Raw genomic sequence first — 16,555 nt, 5'->3', positions numbered from 1 at the left:
ATGGTACTGCTCGGGAGACTGGGTGGGAGAGTAGGACACCGCCGGCCACTCATCTTTGTGAGTGGTGTGTTGTGGAAGGCCTGTGGGGTGCGATCGTGCATCCCACAGGCCTTCTTCACGTTGTGGGGTGGCACATGAAGGACCCTCCCAGACCAGGCCTACGGTGCTAGCGTCGCGCACGAGCCCCGGATGGGCGGAAGCGCAGGAGGTCACCTCTTCCCCGGCCGGCGCAGGGATCGACGACAGTCCGTCTCTCTCGCGCCCGCGGAGCACGCGGCCATGACGACCAGTCGCCGTACCGCCGGTTCGGGTTCCCACTGGGGTTCGACACGAACGGGGCCAGCCATGCCTGCCAGCTTCAACCACACCATCATCGCGGCGCTCGACCGTGAGGAATCGGCACTCTTCTACCGAGACCTGATCGAGGCGCTCCCGGCACCGAACTGGGGCCTCTTCACCAACCTGGTGCTGCCCGACGGCGTCCTGTTGCAGTTCGCGGAGCCGCCCGTCGAGATCCAGATGCAGCACTACGCGTTCCTCGTCGACGACGACCTGTTCGACCGCGCGGTCGCCCTGCTGCAGGAACGCGGCACCACGTTCTGGGCAGACCCGCAGCGCACCCGGCCGGGGCAGACGAACACCGAGCACGGTGGGCGGGGCTTGTACGTCATGGATCCGGCCGGGCACGGCGTCGAACTCCTCACCCGCCCGTACCTGTGACACCGGCCGTGGTCAGGGCCGCAGCACGGTGATGCCGGCGGTCCCCGGGTGGTCCAGCTCCCGCAGCGCCCGGGGACCCGCCTCCAGGGGCAGCTGCCGCCCGACCAAGCGTCCCAGCGGGAAAGCGCTGGACGTCACCAGGGACAGCAGGCGGGGGTAGTCGTGGGCCGCCATGCCGTGGCTGCCGAGGAGTCGGAGCTCCAGTGCGACCACGCGGTCCATCGGCACCGCTGGTCGGCCCGCCGCGGGAGGCAGCAGCCCGACCTGCACGTGCCGGCCGCGGCGGCGCAGGCAACGCACCGACGCCTCGCAGGTGACGACCGATCCGACCGCGTCGATCGACACGTGCGCACCACCCCCGGTGAGCTCGGTGACCGCGGCGACGACGTCGCCGTCGGCCGGGTCCACGACGTGCGCGGCACCGAACTCCCGCGCCAGATCCCGGGCGGCAGGGGACGGGTCCGTCGCGACGACCCTGGCGCCGGCCGCGCTGGCGACAGCCACGGCCGACAGGCCGACCCCGCCGCAGCCGTGCACAGCCACGGACTCACCGGCACGCACCCGTCCCACGTCCGTGACCGCCCGGAAGGCCGTCGCGACCCGGCAGCCGAGCGCCGCGGCGGCGCTGGACGGGAGGTCGTCGTGCAGGCGCACGAGGTTGACGTCGGCGTGGTCGAGGGCGACCAGCTCGGCGAACGAGCCCCAGCCGGTGAAGCCCGGCTGGGTCTGCGCCCGGCACACCTGCTGCTGACCGGCGGCGCACTCCGGGCAGGTGCCGCAGGCCGTCACGAACGGGGTGGTGACCCTGTCCCCGGGGCGCCAGCCGCGCACGTGCCCGCCGACCGCCACCACGGTGCCCGCGAGCTCGTGACCGGGCACGTGTGGGAGGACCACGTCCTGGTCGTGGCCCTGCCAGGCGTGCCAGTCGCTGCGGCACACTCCCGTCGCCTCGACGGCGACGACCACTCCGTGCGGGGCGGGAGCGGGGTCGGGGACCTCCGTCAGGCCGGGCAGGGCCCCGAACCGCTCGACGAGGACCGCGCGCACCTCAGGCGGACGGCTGGTCGAGCACGTCCACCAGGGCCGAGGCGTCGCCGGTGTAGTCACCGGGCGTCAGCAGCGACAGGCGGGCCGCCTCGCCCTCCGGCAGTCCCAGACCCGCGACGAACTCGCGCAGCTTGGACTGGTCCACCTTGCGGCCGCGGGTCAGCTCCTTGAGCCGCTCGTACGGCTCGGGCAGCCCGTGCACGCGCATCACGGACTGCACCGCCTCACCCAGGACCTCCCACGTCGCGTCCAGGTCGGCGGCCAGCGCGGCGGGCACCGCGTCCAGGCCGGCCAGGCCCTTGCGGGCGTTCTCGATCGCCAGCAGGGAGTGGCCGAAGGCGACACCGATGTTGCGCTGCGTGGAGGAGTCGGTGAGGTCGCGCTGCAGGCGGGAGGTCGTCAGGGTCTCCTCCAGCACCCGGAACAGCCCGCCGGAGATCTCGAGGTTGGCCTCGGCGTTCTCGAACCGGATGGGGTTCACCTTGTGCGGCATCGTGGAGGAGCCGACGGTGCCCTGGCCGCGGACCTGCGCGAAGTAGCCGTAGGAGATGTACGTCCACACGTCCGTGCAGAGGTTGTGCAGCACCCGGCCGAAGCGGGCGACGTCCGCGTACAGCTCCGCCTGCCAGTCGTGGGACTCGATCTGCGTGGTCAGCGGGTTCCACGTCAGGCCCAGGGACTCCACGAACGCCTTCGACACCGCCGGCCAGTCGGTGCCGGGCACGGCGGTGCGGTGGGCGGCGTAGGTGCCGGTGGCACCGTTGAACTTGCCGAGGAACTCGGCGCGACCCACGCGGGACAGCTGCCGGCGCAGCCGGTGGGCGAGCACGGCGAGCTCCTTGCCGAGCGTCGTCGGCGTCGCGGGCTGGCCGTGGGTGCGGCTGAGCATCGGCAGGTCGCGCAGCTCGTGCGCCATCCGGGCCACGTCGTCGGTCAGGCCGGTGGCGGCGGGCAGCCAGACCTGCTGCACGGCGTCGCGCACCATGAGGGCGTAGGAGAGGTTGTTGATGTCCTCGCTGGTGCAGAACAGGTGCACCAGCTCGGCCACGTCGGTCAGCGACGTGCCCTCCAGGCGCCGCTTGATCCAGTACTCCACGGCCTTGACGTCGTGGACGGTGACGCGCTCGATCTCGGCGAGCTCGGCCACGGCGGCGGCGTCGAAGCGCAGCGGCAGCGCGCGCAGCAGCCCCACCTCCTCGCCGGTCAGGCGGCGCACGCCCGGGACGACGTCGTGCGTGCCGAGGTGGATGAGCCACTCCGCCTCGACGTGGATGCGGCGGCGGTTCAGCGCGGCCTCGGACAGGTGCTCGGCCAGGGGAGCCACCGAACGGCGGTAGCGCCCGTCGAGGGGACCGAGGGCCGGTTCTCCGAGGCTGGCGGGTGCGAGGTCCACGTCGGCTGCGGTCACGGGGGTCATGGTCCCACGAGCGCGACCGCGGCCCGTGCGGTCGGCGGGGTTCTCAGGCCTCCTCCACCGAGGACTCCTTGTGCGCAGCCTGCTTGCCGCTCTTGTCGCTCTCCACGACGACCTGCGGGTCGTCCTTCGAAGCGCGGCGCTGCTTGCCGTCCAGCTCGAAGTCGTCGGTCTCCCTGTCGACGACCTTCCCGGTCGTCTCCCCCTGGGAGGTGTTCCAGCTGACGTGGTCGCCCTTCTCCACCATGGCCCCACCCTGGGCGCTGCGCGGGGGGTCCGCACCCCGATCACGGCAGGGGAGTGCGGCGCAGCACCGCCTCACCGGCACGGGCGGGGTCCAGCGGGACAGGCGCGCGCAGCACGCCGGCGCCCCGGGCGATGCGCCCGTCGGAGACGGGGGTGCAGCGCAGCCCGCCGCGCCCGCGCATCGCGCGGTGGGCGCCGTCCGCGACGACGCGGTCCATCCACGCGCACGGGTTCGCCGGCCGACCGCCGCGGAAGCGCACCGTCCCGGCGGCGGTGACCAGCTCGAACTCGTGCCCGCGCAGCGGGTCCAGCTCGACGCCGCGCACGACGAGGTTGCGCCGGGCCAGCAGGGGGTCCGGCACGGTGGGCAGCGCCAGGTCGGCGGCGACCGCCTCCCACGCCTCGACCGCCAGGAACGTCACGGCGGCGTCCATGTGGGCGGCCTTGCCGAAGAACCGGTCCCCGCGCAGGCCCTTGCCCGCCACGACCTCCACCTCGTCGAGGTCGTGGGTGGGCACCTGCGCCGCCCCGTCGCGGGGGCGGCCGAAGTAGGCGTGCTCAGGGGACACCAGCAGGTGCAGGACCTCGACGGGGTGCTCGTGGAGCGGTGCGCCCGTCCCGCTGCTCACAGGGCCAGCGCCTGCTCGGCCGCGCGCACCGCCCGGGTGCCGTACCCGCCGCCGAACAGGACGGCGTGCACGAGCAGGGGGTGCAGCTGGTGCAGGGGAACCCGGGCCCGCCACCCCTGCGGCGTGCCCGCCGCCTCGGTGTACGCGGCGAGCACCCGGTCCAGGTGGGGCAGCCCGAACAGGGCCAGCATCGCCAGGTCCGTCTCGGGGTGGCCGCCGTGCGCGGCGCAGTCGACGAGCACCGCCCCGCCCGGTGACCACAGCACGTTGCCGGACCACAGGTCCCCGTGCAGGCGGGCCGGGCGCTCGCCGCCGGCGCACAGCGCCTCGTCGCCCTCGCTCAGCCGCTGGCACACGCGCTCGACGACCGCCGCCCCCGCCGCGTCCACCGCGTCGCGGTCGCGGGCCGCGCGCAGGTACGGCTGCACCCGCCGGGTCGCGTAGAAGCGCCCCCACGGCTCGGGGGCGGAGCTCATCGACAGGGGCAGCGACGCGATCCACGCGTCCCCCGGCACGCCCGGGGGCGGTGCTCCGAAGCGGTCCGCGCCCGCGGCGTGGGTGGTGGCCAGGTCGCGCCCGAACGCCTCCGCCGCGGCGGCCGTGGCGGGCACCTCCTGGACGCGGTCGAGCACGAGGGCGTCCGGGCGCACCTCGCGCACCCGGCACACCGCCGCCCCGCCGGCCGCGGCCAACCACGCCAGCCCGGCGGCCTCGGCCGCCAGCGCTCCCGGCGGTGCTGCCGCCCGCTTCACGAACTCCTGACCGTCGTCCGCACCCGCACGCACGTCCCCATGGTCGCCGGGCGCTGCACAACGGGCACCCCGGAGCCGGTGTCCACAGGCGGTGCCGCGCGGCGGGGGCGGGGCCGGCGGTGCGACCTAGCGTCCCTGCGGCGAGGACGGGGACCGGCCGGTGGCGGCCGGGGAGGAGGAGCGCAGGTGGGCCCGGAACTGGGTGAGGCGCGGCTGGGAGCGCTGGTGCGGGAGGTCGCCCGCGCCGGCGAGGGTGTGCGCGAGGCGGGCGAGCGGCTCGCCGGCGCCGGCGGGATCGACTGGGCAGGGGCCGGCGCGGCCGCCTTCCGCTCACGGCTGGCCGAGGTGGTCCGCGCTGCCGGTGCCCTCGCCACGGGGTGCGAGGAGGCCGCAGGGCGGCTCGCGGCGCACCGCGCTGCCGTCGTGGCCCTCGGTGCGGCGACGGCCGCGGGGGCCGGTCCGTCCGCGGGTGCGGCGTGAGCGACGCCCTGACCGTCAGCGCCGGCTCCCTCACCGTGGACCCCGACGCGCTCGACGCCGCCGCCGGGGTGCTGGCGCGGGCTGCCGCCGACGTCGCCGCGTGCGGTGCCGAGCTGGCGGCCGCCGCCCTGGACCCCGCGCTGCTGCTCAGCGCGCCCCTGGCGCCGGCGACCGGGCTGCCGGCCGAACGGGCCCTGGCGGAGCTGCTGCTCGGCTCGGGCGCGGCCGTGCCCCTGGCCGCCCGGGTGCTGGCGCTGTCCGTGCTGCTGCGCACGGCGTCGCTGCGCTACCGGGCGGGCGAGGCCGCCGCGGACGCGGCCGTGCAGGTGGCGCGGCGCGCAGCCGCCGAGGTCGTGGTGGAGGCGGCGCCGGCGCTGGCCGCGGGCGCTGCCGGGCTGCTGGCCGCCGACGTCGCGCTGCGCACGGCGCAGGCCCAGGACCTCGTGCTCGTCAGGGCCCTGGCGCAGGTGGCCGCCACCGGGGAGGTGGACCTGGAGGAGCTGACCGCGATCGCCCGTGAGGAGCACGGCCGGATCGACGACCGCGTGCGCGGTGACGTCCACCGGGCCGCTCTGCTGCTCGCGGAGCACCCCTGGCTCGTGCAGGAGGCCGTGGCCACCGCGCCGGCGGTGGTGCAGACCGCTGCGCGGCGGTCCCCCGTGCTGGGGGCGGGGCTCACGGTGCTCGCGCCGCAGCTGTTGCGTCCCGGTGCGGGAGCGGCGGAGGTCGCCGGTGCCCTCACCGCGGTGGGCGGCGTGAGCCCGCTGTTCCGGCCGACCGGGGTGCAGGTGTCGCCCGCGGCCCCGCGGGCGGTGCCCACCCGCCCGCCCCGGGGCATCGCCGAGGTCCTCGACGGGGTGGCGCACCAGTCCACCGGTTTCGCGCCGGACGGCCCGGCGGACTCGGTGGGGGACCGCATGCCCGCGGCGGGCCGGCCCGAGGCCGGGGTCGTGCGGCTGGAACGGGTCACGCACGCCGACGGCGCCGTCGCGTGGATCGTCGAGGTGCCCGGCACGCAGGACTGGACGCCGCTTCCGGCCGCCGGCGGCACCCCCATGGACCTGACGACGAACCTGCGGGCCGTGGCCGGTCAGCCGACCGCCACCACGGCGGCCGTCGCCGAGGCGATGCGGCTGGCCGGGGTGGGTGCGCAGGAGCCGGTGATGCTGGCCGGGCACAGCCAGGGCGGGCTGACGGCGGCGGCGCTGGCCTCCGACGAGGACTTCCTGCGGGCGTACCGCGTCACCCACGTCGTCACCGCCGGTTCACCCGTCGACGGCATCGAGGTGCCCGCGCAGGTGCAGGTGCTCTCGCTGGAGCACACCGGTGACCTCGTGCCCGCCCTGGACGGGGAGGCCGCCCGGGGATCGGCGTCGCGCACCGTCGTGCGCCGCGACGTCGGCGACGACCCGGACTTCGCCGCGGCCGTGGCAGACGACCCGCTGGTCGCGCACGGGTGGCGCAGCTACCTGGACACCGCCGCCCTGGTCGACTCCAGCACCGACGAGGCCCTGGTGGGCTACCGCAGCTCCGCCGGCGCCTTCCTCGACGCCCCCGGTGCCCGCGTCGACGTCTTCGACTACCGCGCGCAGCGGCGGTGAGCCGCGGTGCGAGCGGTGGCCGGAGGTGCGGTTCAGGCGCCGGTGCGGGGCGTGAGCGCGCGGAAGGAGGAGCCGTGCCACACCAGCGGCTCGGTGTCGGGAGCGGTGCCCGTGGCGTGCACCTGCAGCAGCACGACGTCGTGGTCGCCGGCGGGGACCTCGGAGTGGATGCTGCACTCCATCCACACGGGTGCGCCGTGGACCAGGTGCGCCCCCGTGGGCGTCGTCGTGGTCTCGACGCCGGCGAAGCGGTCGGCGGCCCTGGAGGCCAGCTGGCGGGCGACGGCGTCGTGGGCCTCACCGAGCACGGAGACGCCCAGCCGCGGTGCGGTGCGCAGCCTGGGCCAGCTCGTGGAGGTGTGCTGCACCGCGAAGAGGACCAGCGGGGGATCGGCGGAGATGCCGACCTGGAAGGAGGAGGCGACCAGCACGACCGGCTCGCCGTCCACGACGGCGGACAGCGCGACCACGCCCGAGGGGAACAGGGCGAAGGTCGAGCGCAGCGCCGACGGGTCGTCCTCGAAGGGGACCATCCGGGGGGTGCGCCCGGTACCTGGATCGCGCATGGGGAACCGTCCAGCTGCTCGGTGGTGGTCTCGGGTCGCGTGCGTCGCCGACGTCCCCGGCGGGTGCCGGGGTCTCGCCCGGCGACGGTACCCGCGGGTGCCGCGCGGTGCGCTCCCACCGCGGGCGGCACCCGCGGCCGCGGCGGGGAGCGGTCCTAAGCTGACCGGGTGCCGACCCCCAGCGCCGCCGATCTCCTCCCGCGCCTGCGGTCGACCGTGGCGAAGGTGCCCGCCTACGTGGCGGGCAGGCCCGCCGCGGCGCGCGAGGGGCTGGAGGTGTTCAAGCTCTCCTCCAACGAGAACCCGTACCCGCCGCTGCCCAGCGTGCTGACGGCCATCACCCGGGCGGCGACCGGGGTCAACCGCTACCCCGACCCCGCGGCGACGCAGATGCTGGCGGCGGTGGGGAGCAGGTGGGGCCTCGAGCCCGAGCGGCTCGTCGCGGCGACCGGCAGCGTGCGGTTGCTGGCCCAGCTGGTGGAGATCGCCTGCGACCCCGGCGACGAGGTCGTCTTCGCCTGGCGCTCCTTCGAGGCCTACCCGATCGTCGCCGCCGTCGGCGACGCGGTACCGGTGCCCGTCCCCCTGACGGCCGAGGGCAGGCACGACCTGCCCTCGATGCTCGCGGCGGTCGGGGAGCGCACCCGCCTGGTGCTGCTGTGCTCGCCGAACAACCCCACCGGCCCGGCGATCCGCTCCGGGGGGCTGGAGGAGTTCCTGGCGCAGGTGCCCGGCGACGTCCTGGTGGTGCTCGACGAGGCGTACCGGGAGTTCGTCGACGACCCCGAGGTGCCCGACGGGGTGGACGTGCTGCACGACCGCCCCAACGTGGTGGTGCTGCGCACCTTCTCCAAGGCGTACGGGCTGGCGGGGCTGCGGGTGGGGGTGGCCGCCGCGCACCCGCACGTCGCCTCGGCGCTGCGGCGCGCCGCCACGCCGTTCGGCGTGTCCGGCATCGCCCAGGCGGCGGTGGTGGCCTCGCTGCAGGACGCGGCGGAGGCGGAGCTCATGGAGCGGGTGGCCGCACTGGTGGCCGAGCGCCGGCGGGTCGTCGGCGGTCTGCGCGAGCAGGGCTGGGCGGTGCCGGACGCGCAGGGCAACTTCTTCTGGCTGCCGGTGGGTGAGCGCACCCCCGCGCTCGTCGACGCGTTCGGCGTGGAGGGCCTGTCGGTGCGCGGTTACGGCTCCGACGGGGTGCGCGTCACGGTCGGGGAGACGGCGGCGAACTCCCGCTTCCTGGACGTCGCGGCCCGGCTGCGCTGACACCCGCTCGCCCGCGTCCCGTGGAACGTGGACCTGCTCTCGCGTAGGGTACGCCTCCGTAAGGTACGGGACCGTAGGTTGCGCCGCGGTGGCCGGCCACCGACGGCGTCCGACGGAGGGGGAGCACGTGAGCGAGGCGGCGACCGGCCCGGCCGGGACACGCACCGGCGAGATGGTGCAGCTGCTGGACGCCGACGGCGTCCGCCGCGAGCACCCGGGCTACGACGTGCGGCTCGAGCCGGACGAGCTGCTCGGCCTGCTGCGCGACCTGGTCCTCATGCGCCGGCTGGACACCGAGGCCGAGGCCCTGCAGCGCCAGGGGCAGCTGGGCCTGTGGGCGGGCAGCCGCGGCCAGGAGGCCGCGCAGGTCGGCGCCGCCCGGGCCCTGCGCCGCCAGGACCACGTCTTCCCCACCTACCGCGACCACGGCTTCCTCCTGGTGCGCGAGGCGGACCCGCTCCACGTGCTGAGCCTGTACCGGGGCGTCGACCACGGCGGCTGGGACCCGGTGGCGCTCGGTGTGCACCCGTACACGCTCGTCATCGCCGCCCAGCTCCTGCCGGCCGTCGGCTACGCCATGGGCGTGCAGCGCGACGGCGCCGTCGGCACCGGCGACCCGGGGCGCGACACGGCCGTCGTGGCCTGCCTGGGGGACGGCGCCACCAGCCAGGGCGAGACCGCCGAGGCGCTGACGTGGGCGGCCGTCTACAACGCCCCCGTCGTGTTCCTGTGCCAGAACAACCAGTGGGCGATCTCCGAGCCCGTCCGGCGGCAGTCGACGGTGCCGCTGCACCGGCGCGCCGAGGGCGTCGGGATTCCCGGCGTCCTCGTCGACGGCAACGACGTGCTGGCCGTCCTCGCCGTGCTGCGCAGCGCCCTGGAACGCGCCCGCAGCGGCGGCGGCCCCACGTTCGTCGAGGCGTACACGTACCGGATGGGCGCGCACACCACCGCCGACGACCCCAGCCGCTACCGCGACGCGGCGGAGGTCGACGCCTGGCGCGACCGCGACCCGATCGACCGGCTGCGCACCCACCTGCGCGCCGAGGGGGTCCTCGACGACGCCTTCGAGCAGGCGCTGGCCGTGGAGGCCGACGAGTTCGCCACCCGGCTGCGCGCCGGGGTGCGCGACATGCCCGACCCGGAGCCGGCGTCGATGTTCGAGCACGCCTACGCCGAGCCGCACCCGCAGGTGCAGGCCGAGCGCGACGAGTTCCTCGCCGCCTGGGCCCGCCACGAGCAGGACGCGCCCCAGCAGGAGCACCACGACCAGCACGCCACCGCCGGGAGGGACCGCTGATGGAGCGCATGCCGATCGCCAAGGCGATCAACGCCGGCCTGCGGGCCGCCATGGAACGCGACCCGCGGGTGCTGCTGATGGGGGAGGACATCGGCCGCCTGGGCGGGGTCTTCCGCGTCACCGACGGGCTGCAGAAGGACTTCGGCGAGGACCGCGTCCTGGACACCCCGCTGGCCGAGGCCGGCATCGTCGGCACCGCGCTCGGGATGGCGCTGCGCGGGTACCGGCCGGTGTGCGAGATCCAGTTCAACGGGTTCGTGTACCCGGCGTTCAGCCAGATCGTCACCCAGCTGGCGAAGCTGCGGGCGCGCTCGCGCGGCCTCCTGGCGGTGCCGGTCGTGATCCGCATGCCCGCGGGCGGCGGCATCGGCTCGGTGGAGCACCACTCCGAGAGCCCCGAGGTGCTGTTCGCGCACACCGCCGGGCTGCGCGTGGTGTACCCCTCCACCGCGCACGACGCGTACTGGATGGTGCAGCAGTCGATCGCCTGCGCGGACCCGGTGGTGTTCATGGAACCGGAGCGCCGCTACTGGGACAAGGGCGACGTGGACACCGACCTCGGCCCCGGACAGGTGACGCCGCTGCACCGCGCCCGCGTGCTGCGCGCCGGCACCGACGCCACGCTCGTGGCGTACGGGCCCACGGTGAAGCTGGCGCTGGACGCCGCCGCGGAGGCCGCGCAGGACGGCACGCAGCTGGAGGTCGTGGACCTGCGCTCCATCTCCCCGCTGGACGTGGACACGGTGGCGGAGTCGGTGCGCCGCACCGGCCGGCTCGTCGTCGTGCAGGAGGCTCCCGTGTTCCACGGCGCGGGCGCGGAGATCGCCGCGCAGATCACCGAGCGGTGCTTCTACTCCCTGGAGGCGCCCGTCAAGCGCGTCGGCGGGTACCACCTGCCGTACCCGGCGGCCCGCGTCGAGGAGCACTACCTGCCGTCGGTCGACCGCGTCCTGGACGCCGTGGAGCAGGCGCTCGCGGCCTGAGCCGCGCGGCACCACGGGTCCCGCAGGACCCGCGACCCCGAAGAACCCGAGAAACCCGAAGGGGACCTGTGCACCAGCGGTTCGCCCTGCCCGACGTGGGCGAAGGACTCACCGAGGCCGAGATCGTGTCGTGGAAGGTGCGCGCCGGCGACACCGTCGCGGTCAACGACGTCCTCGTGGAGATCGAGACGGCCAAGTCGCTCGTCGAGCTGCCGAGCCCCTACGCCGGCACGGTCGTGGACCTGCTGGTGGCCGAGGGGTCGACCGTCGAGGTCGGCACGGACATCGTCGTCATCGGCGACGGGGCCGCCGGTGCGGTGGACCCGGGCGCGCCGGGGAACCGCGCGGCGACGGAACCCGCGATCGACCCGCAGCGACGGCACGGTGAGGCCCCCGGGCGGGCCGCGGACGACGACGAGAGCTCGGGTGCCACCCTCGTGGGGTACGGCACGCGCGAGGGGACCGTGCGCCGGCGCCGGAGCCCGGCTGCGGCTCCTGCCGCCACGCCCGCCGCCGGCGCGACCCCCGCGGTCCCCGCCCCGGGCCCCGCGCCCGCTCGGGCCGGCGGCGGGCACGTCCTGGCCAAACCCCCGGTGCGCAAGCTGGCCCGCGACCTCGGGGTGGACCTGGCCGACGCGACCCCCACCGGACCGGGCGGCACCGTGACCCGCGCGGACGTCCTGGCCCTGGTGCCCTCGGCGCCCACCGAGCCGGCGCGGCGCGAGGACCGGCACGAGCGCGAGCGGCACGTGCCGATCCGCGGAGTCCGCAAGGCCACGGCCGCGGCGATGGTGGAGAGCGCGTTCTCCGCCCCGCACGTCACGGTGTTCACCACGGTCGACGCGACCCGCACCATGAAGCTGGTGCAGCGGCTCAAGACCGACCCGGAGTTCACCGGGGTGCGCGTCTCGCCGCTGCTGCTGGTCGCCAAGGCGCTGCTGGTGGCGGTGCGCCGCAACCCCGACGTCAACGCGACCTGGGACGAGCGGAACCAGGTCATCGTGGTCAAGAACTACGTGAACCTGGGCATCGCGGTCGCCACGCCGCGCGGGCTGCTGGTGCCGAACGTCAAGGACGCCGACGAGATGACCCTGAAGGACCTCGCCGTCTCCCTGGGCGAGGTGGCCGCCAGGGCCCGCGAGGGCAAGGCGCAGCCGGCCGACCTGTCCGAGGGCACCATCACCATCACGAACGTCGGCACGTTCGGCATCGACACCGGCACCCCGATCCTCAACCCCGGCGAGGCCGCGATCCTGGCGGTCGGCAAGATCGCCCAGAAGCCGTGGGTGCACAAGGGCAAGGTGAAGCCCCGCTACCTGGCCACCCTGAGCCTGTCGTTCGACCACCGGATGCTCGACGGGGAGAGCGGCTCGCGGGCCCTGGCCGACGTCGCCGCGGTGCTGGAGGACCCGGCGCGGGCGCTCACCTGGACCTGAGGAGGTTTCCCCGGGCCCCCACCGGGTAGGTCCCCCCGTCGGGAGACGACGAGGGGAGCGGGGATGCCGGGCTGGCTCGAGGCGGGGCTGTGGGGGTTGCTGGGCGGTGCCGCCCTGGTCGTCGGTGCGGCGGTCGCCTGGTTCGTGCGGGTGCCGTCCCGGGTGGTCGCCGGGGTGATGGCGTTCGGCGCCGGGGTGCTGATCTCCGCGCTCGCCTTCGACCTGGCCCAGGAGGCGGCGGACACCGGCGGCCTGCCGGTGACGGCGCTGAGCTTCCTGGCCGGTGCCCTGGTGTACGTGGCGGCGAACGCGGTGCTCGCCCGCCACGGTGCCCGGCACCGCAAGCGCTCCGGCGGTCAGCAGCCGTCGGAGTCGCAGCAGGGCGGCAGCGGTGCGGCCATCGCGATCGGTGCGCTGCTGGACGGGGTCCCGGAGTCGGTGGTGCTGGGCGTCGGGCTGCTCGGCGGTGGCGGGGTGAGCACCGCGGTCGTGGCGGCGGTGTTCATCTCCAACGTGCCCGAGGGGCTGTCCAGCGCGGCGGGCATGAAGAAGGCCGGGCGCGGCGCGGGGTACGTGTTCGGGGTGTGGGGCGGCATCGCGCTCGTCAGCGCGCTGGCCGCCGCCCTGGGGTACCTGGCGCTGGGCGGCGCCTCACCGCAGCTCGTCGCCGGGATCACGGCCCTGGCCGCGGGCGCGATCCTCACGATGGTCGCCGACACGATGATCCCGGAGGCGTTCGAGCGCACCCACGTGCTCACCGGGCTCATCACGACGCTGGGTTTCCTCGTCGCGTTCACGATCAGCCGCCTGGGCGCCTGACCGGCGCGACCGGGGTCAGCGGTAGCCGGTGGTGTCCGCGGGGCGGCCGGCCAGCAGCACCTCCGTCACGTACCGGTACCCGTCCGGGCGGCTGCCGTCGACGTCGTCGATGCCGTACTCGCGCGCCAGGGAACCGGAGTCCAGGGTGCGGCCGGAGAACCTCGAGCGCTGCGGATCGGCGGCCAGCGCCGCCACGCACCGGCCCGTGAACACCGGCGACTCCGAGATCGCGAAGTGGGGTTCCTGCTCCAGCGCGTCTCGCCAGTTCTCCTCGGTGACGCCGAACGTGTCCAGCATCGCCTCCGAGCGCAGCCAGCCCGGGGTCAGCGCGACGGCGGTGCACCCGTGCGGAGCGGTCTCGGCGGCCAGCGCCACCGCCAGCGGGTGCGAGGCGGCCTTGGCGACGTGGAACGCCAGGGTGGTGCCGGTGCGGTAGCGGGAGTTGTGCTCGGCGGTCCCGTCCGTCATCACCACCACGAGGCCACCGGGTTCCCGCAGCAGCAGGGGCAGCAGCGCGTGCGCGGTGACGACGTGCGACTCGATCCCCAGCCGCAGCATCCGCAGGCTCGCGGTCAGGTCGTGCTCCCACACCGGTGCCCCCCACGTCATCAGGTGGTCACCGCCCCACACGCCGTCGACGAGGACGTCGAGGCGGCCGTGCTCGGCCTCCACCCGCGCGGCCAGCGCCCGCACCTGCGCGGGGTCGAGGTGGTCGCAGCGCACCGGCACGCCGCGGCCGCCGGCGTCGTCGACGAGGGCGGCGGTCTCCTCGATGGTCTCGGAGCGGTCCACCTCGGAGCGGCCGGCGGCGCTGGAGCGCCCGCTCACCCACACGGTGGCGCCGGCGCGGCCGAGCTCGACGGCGGTGGCGCGGCTCGCGCCGCGGGTGCCGCCCGCCACGAGGGCGACGCGGCCGGTCAGGTCGGGAGAGGCCCAGGCAGTGCTCTGCTCGTTCACGCGTCCACCCTCGCGCGCAACCCTGACAACCGCCGTCAGGGTTTCCGGGCACCATGGGCCGGTGCGTTCCGAACGGCTCGTCGCCCTGCTGTTCCAGCTGCAGCGTCGCCGGGCGGCGACGGTGCCGGAGCTGGCGCGCGAGCTCGGGGTCTCCGAGCGCACCGCCCACCGGGACGTGGCCGCGCTGCGTGCGGCCGGCGTGCCGATCTGGAGCGAACCGGGGCGCGGCGGCGGGGTGCGGCTCGTCGACGGCTGGCGCTCGCACCTGGACGGGCTGACGTCCCGGGAGGCGGTGGCGCTGCTCGCCCTCTCCGCACCGCGGGAACTGGCCGCGCTGGGGCTGGGCGGGGCGGGTGCGGCGGCCACCGCGAAGGTGGCCGCGACCCTGCCGGTGGAGCTGCGCGAGCGGGCCGGTGCGCTGGCGCAGAGGTTCCTCCTCGACGCGCCCGGCTGGTTCCGCGCCGAGGAGGACACCCCGGGCCTGGCGGTGCTGGGGCGAGCGGTGTGGGAGCAGCGGCCGGTGCGCCTGTCCTACGGCCGCGTCCCGGGTGGTGAGGAGCGCGAGCGGGTCCTGGAACCGCTGGGCCTGGTCCTCAAGGCCGGGGTCTGGTACCTGGTGGCGTCCTCGCGGGGGCGGGTGCGCACGTACCGGGCGGCTCGGGTGCGGGGCGCCGAACTGCTGCCCGGGCGCTTCGAGCGGCCGGGGGGTTTCGACCTGGCCGCGTGGTGGGCGGCGTCCTCGGCGGAGTTCGAGCGCTCGCTGGGGCGGGTGGCCGTCACCGCGCGCCTGTCCCCGCGCGGGGTGCGTGCCCTGCCGTCGGTGCTCGGGGAGCAGGTGGCGGCCGAGGCGCTGGGGAGCGCCGGGGAACCGGACGCCGCGGGCTGGCGGACGGTGCGGTTCGCGCTGGAGGAACCCGAGGTCGCGGCCGGGCAGCTGCTGACGCTGGGTGCGGACGTGGTGGTCGTGGATCCGGCGCGGGTGCGCGAGGAGCTCGCGACCCTCGCTCGGCGCGTCCTCGAGGCGCACACCTGACCCCCGGGAGGGTGCTGGTCACCCTCACCCGTTCGGAGTAGCGTCCGGCGCCCACGGGACCGACGGCGGCCCCGGAGGGTTGGAGGATCGGATGGCGCACCGGTTCAGGGCAGCATCAGTGATCACCATGGCGGCGGTGGCCGGTGTCGGCCTCGCCGCCCCGGCAGCGGCGGGGGACCCGCCGCGGCACGAGCCGATCGAGGTCGTCGCACAGGGGCTCGACGACCCGTTCGGCCTGTCGTTCCGGAACGGGAAGTTCTACGCGGCCGAGAGCGCCACCGGCGAGATCAGCGGGATCGTCCCCGGCGGCAGGGGACCGGTCGTGCGGGTGGCGGGTTTCACCGCCCCGGCGGGCGTGGACCGCACGGGTGAGGGGTTGCTCGTCGTGACCGGCGAGGGGGAGGGGCCGGGGGCCTCCACGCTGTACCTGTCCAAGCCCGGGGTGGGTCCGCGTCCGCTGGCCGACCTCGCCGCCCACGAGCTCGCCGAGAACCCCGACGGGCAGCGGCAGTTCGGTGACGACGGCGCACCGCTGGACGCGCTGAGCAACCCGTTCGCCGTGCTCGGCGGGCGGGGACACGGGACGGCGTACGCGTACGTCGCCGACGGCGGTGCGAACGCTGTGCTGGCCGTGGACCGGCACGGCACGGTCAGCACGTTCTTCGTCCCGGAGACCGTCACCGCAGGCGCTTGCGAGGGCCGCCCGAACAACGACCCCGAGCACACCGGCTGCGACTCCGTGCCCACCGGCCTGGCGTGGGGGCCGGACGGGAACCTGTACGTCTCGGGCCTCGTGGGCGAGGCGCCCGGTCAGGGGCGCGTCTACGTGCTCGACCCGGTCTCCGGGGAACTGGTGGACGAGATCACCGGCCTGGACGCGCCGACGGGCGTGGCCGTCGGCGACGACGGCGAGGTGTACGTCTCCGAACTGCTCGAGGGGTTGCCGCCCGGAGAGCCAGGGCCCGGTTTCGACCCCTCCTCCGTGGGCCGGATCGTCCGGGTGGACACCGACGGGTCCCGCTCGATCGCCCAGGTGCCGATGCCGGTCGGGCTGCGCTGGGCCGACGGTGCCCTGCACTCCACCGCCTGGAGCGTCGCCGGGGCGTTCCTCGGCCAGGGCGGGCTCGGTCAGGTCGTCCGGGTGGACTCCTCCGCGTTCACCGCGGAGGGCTGAGGGAGCGGGGCGGGCGGCCGGGGGGTCCGCCCGCCCCGCGTCTCACAACGGCTGGATGCCGAATGCCTCGGGGAGCTCCATGTTGCGCCGGGCGCGGGCCAGGCGCGGCAGGTCGGAGCCGTCGCGGACCACGCC

General features: G+C 75.7%; 17 protein-coding genes. 10 read left to right on the top strand and 7 right to left on the bottom strand.

All coding sequences use genetic code 11. From position 1 onward, the window contains the following. The first annotated feature begins 345 nt into the window (after positions 1–345). Complete coding sequence (locus ACRYR9_RS17430; RefSeq protein WP_432496934.1) at positions 346–720, top strand: VOC family protein; 375 nt, start codon at positions 346–348, stop codon at positions 718–720. Positions 721–732: 12 nt separating this feature from the next. On the opposite strand, the gene ACRYR9_RS17425 is transcribed toward ACRYR9_RS17430, so the two are convergent. The 5 genes from ACRYR9_RS17425 to ACRYR9_RS17405 are packed head-to-tail and all read right to left on the bottom strand — an operon-like array spanning position 733 to position 4,841. Next, positions 733–1,767: a zinc-binding dehydrogenase gene (locus tag ACRYR9_RS17425; RefSeq protein ID WP_432496937.1), complete on the bottom strand. Its 1,035-nt coding sequence runs from the start codon at positions 1,765–1,767 to the stop codon at positions 733–735. Between the two features lies 1 nt (position 1,768). Continuing rightward, the gene (gene purB / locus ACRYR9_RS17420; protein ID WP_432496940.1) at positions 1,769–3,184 is read right to left on the bottom strand and encodes an adenylosuccinate lyase; all 1,416 of its coding nucleotides are present in this window, start codon (positions 3,182–3,184) and stop codon (positions 1,769–1,771) included. Between the two features lie 43 nt (positions 3,185–3,227). Beyond that, positions 3,228–3,428, bottom strand: coding sequence for a hypervirulence associated TUDOR domain-containing protein (locus ACRYR9_RS17415; RefSeq protein ID WP_432496942.1), 201 nt, complete (start codon positions 3,426–3,428; stop codon positions 3,228–3,230). Between the two features lie 40 nt (positions 3,429–3,468). Then, positions 3,469–4,056: a molybdenum cofactor biosysynthesis protein gene (locus ACRYR9_RS17410; protein ID WP_432496944.1), complete on the bottom strand. Its 588-nt coding sequence runs from the start codon at positions 4,054–4,056 to the stop codon at positions 3,469–3,471. Beyond that, the gene (locus ACRYR9_RS17405; protein ID WP_432496947.1) at positions 4,053–4,841 is read right to left on the bottom strand and encodes a fructosamine kinase family protein; all 789 of its coding nucleotides are present in this window, start codon (positions 4,839–4,841) and stop codon (positions 4,053–4,055) included. The genes ACRYR9_RS17410 and ACRYR9_RS17405 overlap by 4 nt, the downstream gene beginning before the upstream one ends. Positions 4,842–4,994: 153 nt before the next feature. On the opposite strand from ACRYR9_RS17405, the gene ACRYR9_RS17400 reads away from it, so the two are divergent. Both ACRYR9_RS17400 and ACRYR9_RS17395 read left to right on the top strand, forming a co-directional pair. Continuing rightward, positions 4,995–5,288 (top strand): hypothetical protein, encoded by a 294-nt coding sequence (locus ACRYR9_RS17400; RefSeq protein ID WP_432496949.1) that lies wholly within the window; start codon positions 4,995–4,997, stop codon positions 5,286–5,288. Next, on the top strand, positions 5,285–6,889 hold the full coding sequence (locus tag ACRYR9_RS17395) for a hypothetical protein (protein ID WP_432496952.1): 1,605 nt from the start codon (positions 5,285–5,287) through the stop codon (positions 6,887–6,889). The genes ACRYR9_RS17400 and ACRYR9_RS17395 overlap by 4 nt, the downstream gene beginning before the upstream one ends. Before the next feature lie 32 nt (positions 6,890–6,921). On the opposite strand, the gene ACRYR9_RS17390 is transcribed toward ACRYR9_RS17395, so the two are convergent. Next, positions 6,922–7,455: a flavin reductase family protein gene (locus ACRYR9_RS17390; protein ID WP_432496954.1), complete on the bottom strand. Its 534-nt coding sequence runs from the start codon at positions 7,453–7,455 to the stop codon at positions 6,922–6,924. A gap of 168 nt (positions 7,456–7,623) precedes the next feature. Here ACRYR9_RS17390 and ACRYR9_RS17385 point away from each other — a divergent pair, with 168 nt between their 5' ends. The 5 genes from ACRYR9_RS17385 (at position 7,624) to ACRYR9_RS17365 (ending at position 13,256) form a co-directional block, all read left to right on the top strand. Further along, on the top strand, positions 7,624–8,718 hold the full coding sequence (locus ACRYR9_RS17385) for a histidinol-phosphate transaminase (RefSeq protein WP_432496956.1): 1,095 nt from the start codon (positions 7,624–7,626) through the stop codon (positions 8,716–8,718). A 127-nt stretch (positions 8,719–8,845) separates the two neighbouring features. Beyond that, positions 8,846–10,018: a pyruvate dehydrogenase (acetyl-transferring) E1 component subunit alpha gene (gene pdhA / locus ACRYR9_RS17380; RefSeq protein ID WP_432496959.1), complete on the top strand. Its 1,173-nt coding sequence runs from the start codon at positions 8,846–8,848 to the stop codon at positions 10,016–10,018. Further along, the gene (locus ACRYR9_RS17375) at positions 10,018–11,001 is read left to right on the top strand and encodes an alpha-ketoacid dehydrogenase subunit beta (protein WP_432496961.1); all 984 of its coding nucleotides are present in this window, start codon (positions 10,018–10,020) and stop codon (positions 10,999–11,001) included. Before pdhA ends, ACRYR9_RS17375 begins: the two co-directional genes overlap by 1 nt. 68 nt (positions 11,002–11,069) lie before the next feature. Next, positions 11,070–12,437 carry a dihydrolipoamide acetyltransferase family protein gene (locus tag ACRYR9_RS17370; protein WP_432496963.1) on the top strand — a complete coding sequence of 456 codons (1,368 nt, stop codon included), beginning with the start codon at positions 11,070–11,072 and terminating at the stop codon, positions 12,435–12,437. 63 nt (positions 12,438–12,500) lie between these two features. Beyond that, positions 12,501–13,256, top strand: a complete 756-nt coding sequence (locus tag ACRYR9_RS17365) for a ZIP family metal transporter (RefSeq protein WP_432496965.1) — start codon at positions 12,501–12,503, stop codon at positions 13,254–13,256. 15 nt (positions 13,257–13,271) lie between these two features. Here the strand turns inward: ACRYR9_RS17365 and ACRYR9_RS17360 are convergent, their stop codons facing one another. Then, positions 13,272–14,213, bottom strand: a complete 942-nt coding sequence (locus ACRYR9_RS17360) for an SDR family oxidoreductase (protein WP_432496967.1) — start codon at positions 14,211–14,213, stop codon at positions 13,272–13,274. Positions 14,214–14,274: 61 nt separating this feature from the next. Here ACRYR9_RS17360 and ACRYR9_RS17355 point away from each other — a divergent pair, with 61 nt between their 5' ends. Both ACRYR9_RS17355 and ACRYR9_RS17350 read left to right on the top strand, forming a co-directional pair. Beyond that, entirely contained in the window at positions 14,275–15,246 is a 972-nt protein-coding gene (locus ACRYR9_RS17355) for a helix-turn-helix transcriptional regulator (RefSeq protein WP_432496969.1), read from the top strand. 136 nt (positions 15,247–15,382) lie between these two features. After that, the gene (locus tag ACRYR9_RS17350; protein ID WP_432496972.1) at positions 15,383–16,420 is read left to right on the top strand and encodes a ScyD/ScyE family protein; all 1,038 of its coding nucleotides are present in this window, start codon (positions 15,383–15,385) and stop codon (positions 16,418–16,420) included. Positions 16,421–16,555 lie beyond the last annotated feature (135 nt).

The sequence above is a fragment of the Kineococcus auxinigenes genome (assembly GCF_050871525.1).
Taxonomy (GTDB): Bacteria; Actinomycetota; Actinomycetes; order Actinomycetales; family Kineococcaceae; genus Kineococcus.
Note: the sequence above shows the minus strand (reverse complement) of the source record. Positions and strands in the feature narration are given on the sequence as shown.

Coding starts and splice junctions, on each gene's coding strand:
- ACRYR9_RS17365 (WP_432496965.1), top strand. CDS start 12,501: ATGCCGGGCTGGCTCGAGGCGGGGCTGTGGGGGTTGCTGGGCGGTGCC.
- ACRYR9_RS17430 (WP_432496934.1), top strand. CDS start 346: ATGCCTGCCAGCTTCAACCACACCATCATCGCGGCGCTCGACCGTGAG.
- ACRYR9_RS17415 (WP_432496942.1), bottom strand. CDS start 3,428: ATGGTGGAGAAGGGCGACCACGTCAGCTGGAACACCTCCCAGGGGGAG.
- ACRYR9_RS17375 (WP_432496961.1), top strand. CDS start 10,018: ATGGAGCGCATGCCGATCGCCAAGGCGATCAACGCCGGCCTGCGGGCC.
- ACRYR9_RS17390 (WP_432496954.1), bottom strand. CDS start 7,455: ATGCGCGATCCAGGTACCGGGCGCACCCCCCGGATGGTCCCCTTCGAG.
- purB (WP_432496940.1), bottom strand. CDS start 3,184: ATGACCCCCGTGACCGCAGCCGACGTGGACCTCGCACCCGCCAGCCTC.